Consider the following 6,330-nt stretch of genomic DNA (forward strand, 5'->3'; position numbering starts at 1 on the left):
CCGACTGGGCCAACTGGACCGACTGGACCATCAGGGCTAGGACTTCCAGCAGGATTGTATGCATTTAACTCCGCTGGGATTTCTTTGGATCTTGGACTTAATGCTCCAGTACCATTTAATACTGTCGGATCTCAGTTTGGTACAGCAATTTCTCAATTAGATCCTGATACTTTCGTAATTAGTGAAACTGGATTCTATAAAATTACTGTTATCGTATATACTGCAGCAGTAAGTGTATTAGGTGGCCTTACAATTCAAGTGAATGGATTACCTGTACCAGGTACTGGGGCTACTTTAATCTCAGTTGGAGCACCTATCGTTGTTCAAGCAATTACGCAAATTACGACAACTCCATCATTAGTTGAAGTAATCGTTACAGGGCTTGGGCTATCATTAGCTCTTGGTACAAATGCATCTATTATTATTGAAAAAATCGCTTAATTTTTTTACTTAGCAGTAAAACTGATATCAGTTTTACTGCTTTTTCATTGGTAAATTCAATCATTAAATCCTTCTTTTCTACATAGTCATAATGTTGTATGACATTCTTCAGGAGGCACTTATATGGAAAATAAATCGGCTGTCCAGCTTTATCTTGAGTTATTAAAGAAAACAATTTTATTTGAAATATGGTTAGAATACGAACCATACTTACCTGCTTCGTTACATATATCTAAAGAACTATCATATGAACCAGTTACGGTTCCACTTCCTTTATTTCTTAAGCAGTATGTAGAAAATCACAATTTAAAAATCGTTAATCCTAATGTTTCAAACAATGAGCGTCAAGGTGGCAAGGATTGGCCAAGAGCTGCACACAGTATGGTTGGTCGAAAACGTATGAATCAATTACAAGAAGCGATGGAAACTGTAGTCAGGGAAAATATAGAAGGCGATTTTATTGAAACTGGTGTATGGCGCGGAGGATCATGTATTTTTATGAATGGGTTTTTACAAGCAAACAACATTAAGGATCGTACTGTATGGGTTGCCGATTCGTTTGAAGGTCTGCCCGCACCTAACTTAGAACAATATCCGAAAGATTACGGTGATTATTTACACACATTCGATTACTTACGAGTTTCTTTAGAAACAGTGCAAGAAAACTTTAGAAAATATGATTTATTAAATGATCAGGTGAAGTTTTTAAAGGGGTGGTTTAAAGATACATTGCCTTCAGCACCGGTAGAAAAAATTGCAATTGCTCGCCTTGATGGTGATATGTATGAATCAACGATGGATAGCCTTGTAAATTTATACGATAAAGTTTCAACAGGTGGCTTTATTATTATTGATGATTATGGATTGATAACATGCGCAGAAGCTGTAACAGATTTCAGAAGTGAAAGAAACATAAAAACTCCTATGACTCAAATTGATGATTTCGGTATTTATTGGCGAAAAGAATAGAATACAATTTTATTCTTTTTGGGGGGTTCTATCACACTACTGATTCATAAGAAGCAATCGTGTAAAGTTCCCCTCACTATAAATGTTTAACTTATATATGCAATAAAAATCTCTTACTTTACTACAAGGACGGAGTGAAGGTATGAACGAAAATGAGAAAAAAATCACATTAATTCCCCCCCCAGAACTCGTTCAATATGTAGGTGGTGACTTTGAAGAAGTTGGAAAAGAATTTTTGCAGTATTTTATTGAAATCGGCAATTTAAAATCAAATGAAACAGTGTTAGATGTAGGCTGTGGTATCGGCCGGATGGCGGTTCCATTAATGAACTATTTAAGCGATGATGGTACTTATTATGGATTTGACTTATTTAATAAGGGAATTACATGGTGCAAAAATAACATTTCAACACGCCGTAACAATTTCCATTTTGAACATGTCGATATATATAACCAATTCTACAATCCCGATGGAAAAGAAGATGCTTCCCAATACAAGTTTCCATATGAAGATGAATCATTCGATTTTATTTTTTTAACGTCTGTATTTACCCATCTCCTTCCGAAAGAATTAGAACATTACGTACGCGAGATTGCACGAGTTCTGAAAAAAGATGGGAGATGTTTTATTACTTTCTTTTTAATTAATCCTGAATCTTCTTATTACTTAAATGCAGGACTAAGTCCGTTAGGTTTTTACCATCAAATTGACAATTGTTATGTTCTAAATAAAGATATCCCGAATTTCGCAGTTGCCTATCCTGAGGAAGATATTCGTACTCTATTAAATAAATATGGGCTAGAAATGCAGACTCCTCCTCATTATGGTTCATGGTGTGGCAGAACTGAACACACAAGTTATCAAGATATGATTCTTACACAGAAAATTTCTGAAAGGTAGTTGTATATGGAAAATATAAAAAATGTACCTCTCGTTTCCATCCTTATTCCTACCTATAATCGGCCACATTATTTTAAAATTGCTCTAGAAAGTGCATTAGCACAAACGTATTCAAATATTGAAATTATTGTAGGAGACGATAGCACAAATAATGAAACAGAAAAATTAATATACAGAGATTATTTACATAAGCATAAACATATAACGTACATTCGAAACCCCTCTACTTTAGGACAATTTCATAACGCCCTTATGCTTTTAGAACAATCAAATGGAGAGTACATAAATTTCTTAATGGACGATGATATATTTTATAATAATAAAATTGAAAAAATGATGTTTTATTTCCAAAAAGACTTAGATCAAAATCTCGCACTTATTACATCTTATCGTACTTGGATTAATGATGATGGAGAGATAATTGAACAACATCCCTCCATGAAAAAATTATATGATGAAGATACTTTATTAAACGGGGAAGATTTTGGAAACCATATGCTTATACTGGGACAAAACATTATTGGTGAACCTACGACGGTACTCTTTCGAAAACATCTATTAGCAGAACCTTTCGGCACTTTAAATGGTAGAAAATATGGTTGTAGTGTTGATATGGCCTCTTGGATCAGTTTACTGTCAAAAGGTGATGCGATGTATATAACTGAGCCCTTAAGTTCATTCCGCCTTCATAAGGGACAGCAAGTACATCACAAATTCCTTGAAGGTTGTGAAGATTTTTCACATCTCGTTTTAACCTCCAAAAAATATGGTTTCTTACAAGATAGCACCCATTATAAATCGAGTCTGTTAAAAGCTTGCGAATGGCACGATGATGCCGCGAGTTTTTACAAATTATTCCCAAATCTCATTCCAACTTCCGATACACATGCCCGTCTCTCCCATTGTTTAAATATCATTACAAAAGAACTCCGTGCCATATAGTCCATCACACGGCAGGCACTACTCCTTCCGTGTGATGTATGACTTCCCACAAATAGTGGAATAAATGTATGCATAGTCTGCTTGTATATTATTTTTATCATGACATGATCCATATACTTACTAGGCGATAGAAAGGAATACACACATTGAAAGATTCAAATTCTCAATATCAAATAGACTACGTATTGCTATTCATTTTATTTGCCATTGGGATTGTTAGTTGTTTTGCAATTGCAAGTGCACAAGCCTCTTTACCACCATTTTTGCAAAATGTAAATTTTGTATTAAAGCAAATTCAGTGGTACTTCATTGGATTCATAGCCATTGGTATGATTATGATTATCGATTTCGATCGTTATCAAAAAATTGCTTGGTATTTATATAGCTTTGCATTGGTACTACTTATTGGACTAGAATTTCAAGTACCAGGTGCCGTTACAATTAAAGGTGCGACAGCTTGGTACAGGCTCCCAGGCATCGGAAATTTCCAGCCTTCCGAAATTATGAAATTGTTTTTAATTATCGTCATCGGACGAATTATAGCTAATCATAATGAGAAATATTTTTACCGAACAATACACGATGATTTTCTATTACTCGGAAAAATATGCGCAACAAGTTTGCCACCATTACTACTGATTGCAAAGGAACCTGATTTAGGAAACACAATGGTAATTTCAGCTATGCTTGCAGCAATGATATTAGTTTCTGGTATACGTTGGCGTTTTATTTTCGGGTTAGTTTCCGGTATCTTTGTAGCTGGCTTTACATTAACATATATTTTTTTCACTCATACAAAATTTTTTAAAGCACACATTTTACAAGAATATCAACTAAATCGCTTCTACGGCTGGTTAGCGCCATACAAATATGATGCGCAAGGCTATCAATTAAGACAAGCTTTCTTAGCTACCGGATCAGGAGAAATGCAAGGAAAAGGTTGGGAAAATGGACAAGTATACTTTCCAGAACCACATACAGATTTTATTTTCACGAATGTCGCTGAGCAATTCGGATTTTTAGGCGCAAGCGTCATTATTGCACTTTTTTTCCTACTTATTTTCCGCATGATTCATATCGCTATAGAAAGTAATGACCCTTTCGGTAGTTACATCTGCGCTGGTACAATCGGAATGTTTACTTTTCAAGTATTTCAAAATATCGGGATGACAATCGGATTACTACCTATTACAGGCATCACACTACCCCTTATGAGCTACGGAGGAAGCTCCTTACTCACATACATGATAGCGATTGGATTTGTTTTAAACGTCCGCTCAAGAACGAAAATCTTTATGTTCAACTGAAGCACAAAAACGGTATATTTTTATCTCTATCCTTTTTTAGATATACTAATGAAAAATATGATGGAGGTTTAAATATGAAATATGACATTATAGGGGATATTCATGGATGCTTCCAAGAGTTTCAAGATTTAACGAAAAAACTCGGATATAACTGGAATAGTGACTTGCCGATTCACCCTGATCAACGCAAACTTGCTTTTGTTGGCGATATCACAGATCGCGGTCCTCATTCATTACGTATGATTGAAATTATATGGGAACTTGTCATAAATAAAAAAGTAGCGTATTACGCTCCTGGAAATCACTGCAATAAGCTATACCGATTTTTCCTTGGACGTAATGTGACAATCGCTCATGGACTCGAAACAACTGTTGCCGAATATGAAGCACTGCCTTCTCATCAACAAAACATGATAAAAGAAAAATTCATCACACTTTACGAGCAATCCCCTTTATATCATGTACTCGATGAAAAAAGGTTAATTGTGTGTCACGCCGGCATTCGGCAAGATTACATAGGAAGACAAGATAAAAAAGTACAAACCTTTGTATTATACGGCGATATTACAGGAGAAAAACATGCTGACGGCTCTCCTGTCCGTCGCGACTGGGCGAAGGAGTATAAAGGAACAGCTTGGGTTGTATATGGACATACACCCGTAAAAGAACCTCGCTTTGTAAATCATACAGTCAATATTGACACTGGTGCTGTATTTGGTGGCAAACTAACTGGACTACGTTATCCTGAAATGGAGACTGTTTCCGTTCCTTCCTCCCTGCCTTTTGTCCCTGAGAAATTCCGCCCAATTTCATAACCCATATGTAAGGATTACCGTATCATTTAGGCGTCTCTCATATAAAAACTGGGTAAAGTCATTAAAAAAAGATGCAATAAAGTGCATCTTTTTTTAATGACACGGCATATACTGTCGCAGGAGGTGACAGAATGAAGAAAAAATCTTCTAAACAAAAAAGAAAATGCCCGCCTTTTTATCTGCCCATGTACGGAATTAACAACTGGTGCAGCATTCGAGCTGCAGCTGTAGAAGAACTGGAAGAACAAGAGGCTTCCACAAAAAACAAAGATAGACCAAAATATGTCTCATTACAGAATGCTGTAATGAGCCGCATAATTGATAATAGAAAAGCAAAGATGCAGCAAAAAAATAAACCTCTCTCTACTCATCCTGAACAGATTGTGCCTTCTGAGCAAGTAGAGAAGAATACAGAAGAAAACAGCCCTGTAGCAATAAATAAAAAAGCGGAAGCAGAAATTCCAGCTGCTATTATAAATCAAGTGAAAAAAATTAAAGAAGCATTAGTACCATCAGGTGATATACAAACAGAAAAAACGATTATCATTCAGACCCCTACATCTGAAAATACAAAAGTAAAAAAAGATGGGCGGTATGCATATGCAGAGGGTCTTCACTCTCATGCAGAGGGTACAGCTTCACATGCAGAAGGACTTCTGACACATGCAAAAGGTTCTTTCTCTCATGCAGAAGGATCAAAAACGAAAGCAACTGGACATAGTTCCCATAGTGAAGGAAGTGAAACGACAGCAGGTGGCTCCTATTCTCATGCGGAAGGTAAACATACAATCGCTTTAGGCGAAGCAGCACATGCAGAAGGAACCGCGACTATCGCTAACGGATTCTCTTCTCATGCGGAAGGTAATCATACATCAACAGCTCATTTTGCAGGTAGCCATATTATGGGGCGCTTCGGCACAGCAGATGAATCTTATTCTTGGTTTATTGCAAACGG

Annotated in this window: 5 protein-coding genes and 2 pseudogenes; all 7 read left to right on the plus strand. The window is 36.3% G+C overall.

The features are described 5' to 3' along the window. Nucleotides 1–441: pseudogene (gene bclA / locus MR079_RS27200) on the plus strand (collagen-like exosporium glycoprotein BclA); the annotation flags it as partial. A gap of 123 nt (nucleotides 442–564) precedes the next feature. Then, a complete protein-coding gene (locus MR079_RS27205; protein WP_000428859.1) occupies nucleotides 565–1,410 on the plus strand; it encodes a TylF/MycF family methyltransferase in 846 nt (281 codons plus the stop codon). Nucleotides 1,411–1,552: 142 nt separating this feature from the next. Beyond that, on the plus strand, nucleotides 1,553–2,311 hold the full coding sequence (locus MR079_RS27210) for a class I SAM-dependent methyltransferase (RefSeq protein ID WP_139868663.1): 759 nt from the start codon (nucleotides 1,553–1,555) through the stop codon (nucleotides 2,309–2,311). A gap of 6 nt (nucleotides 2,312–2,317) precedes the next feature. Next, complete coding sequence (locus MR079_RS27215; protein ID WP_242294993.1) at nucleotides 2,318–3,253, plus strand: glycosyltransferase family 2 protein; 936 nt, start codon at nucleotides 2,318–2,320, stop codon at nucleotides 3,251–3,253. Nucleotides 3,254–3,399: 146 nt separating this feature from the next. Further along, nucleotides 3,400–4,560 carry an FtsW/RodA/SpoVE family cell cycle protein gene (locus tag MR079_RS27220; RefSeq protein WP_139868667.1) on the plus strand — a complete coding sequence of 387 codons (1,161 nt, stop codon included), beginning with the start codon at nucleotides 3,400–3,402 and terminating at the stop codon, nucleotides 4,558–4,560. Between the two features lie 74 nt (nucleotides 4,561–4,634). Beyond that, nucleotides 4,635–5,375: a bis(5'-nucleosyl)-tetraphosphatase PrpE gene (gene prpE, locus MR079_RS27225; RefSeq protein ID WP_242294994.1), complete on the plus strand. Its 741-nt coding sequence runs from the start codon at nucleotides 4,635–4,637 to the stop codon at nucleotides 5,373–5,375. Between the two features lie 131 nt (nucleotides 5,376–5,506). Further along, nucleotides 5,507–6,330, plus strand: a pseudogene (locus MR079_RS27230) (peptidase G2 autoproteolytic cleavage domain-containing protein); the annotation flags it as partial.

Origin of the sequence: Bacillus cereus group sp. BfR-BA-01381, from assembly GCF_022663555.1 — a bacterium.
In the GTDB taxonomy this organism is placed as follows: Bacteria; Bacillota; Bacilli; order Bacillales; family Bacillaceae_G; genus Bacillus_A; species Bacillus_A pacificus.

Coding starts and splice junctions, on each gene's coding strand:
- MR079_RS27205 (WP_000428859.1), top strand. CDS start 565: ATGGAAAATAAATCGGCTGTCCAGCTTTATCTTGAGTTATTAAAGAAA.
- MR079_RS27210 (WP_139868663.1), top strand. CDS start 1,553: ATGAACGAAAATGAGAAAAAAATCACATTAATTCCCCCCCCAGAACTC.
- MR079_RS27215 (WP_242294993.1), top strand. CDS start 2,318: ATGGAAAATATAAAAAATGTACCTCTCGTTTCCATCCTTATTCCTACC.
- prpE (WP_242294994.1), top strand. CDS start 4,635: ATGAAATATGACATTATAGGGGATATTCATGGATGCTTCCAAGAGTTT.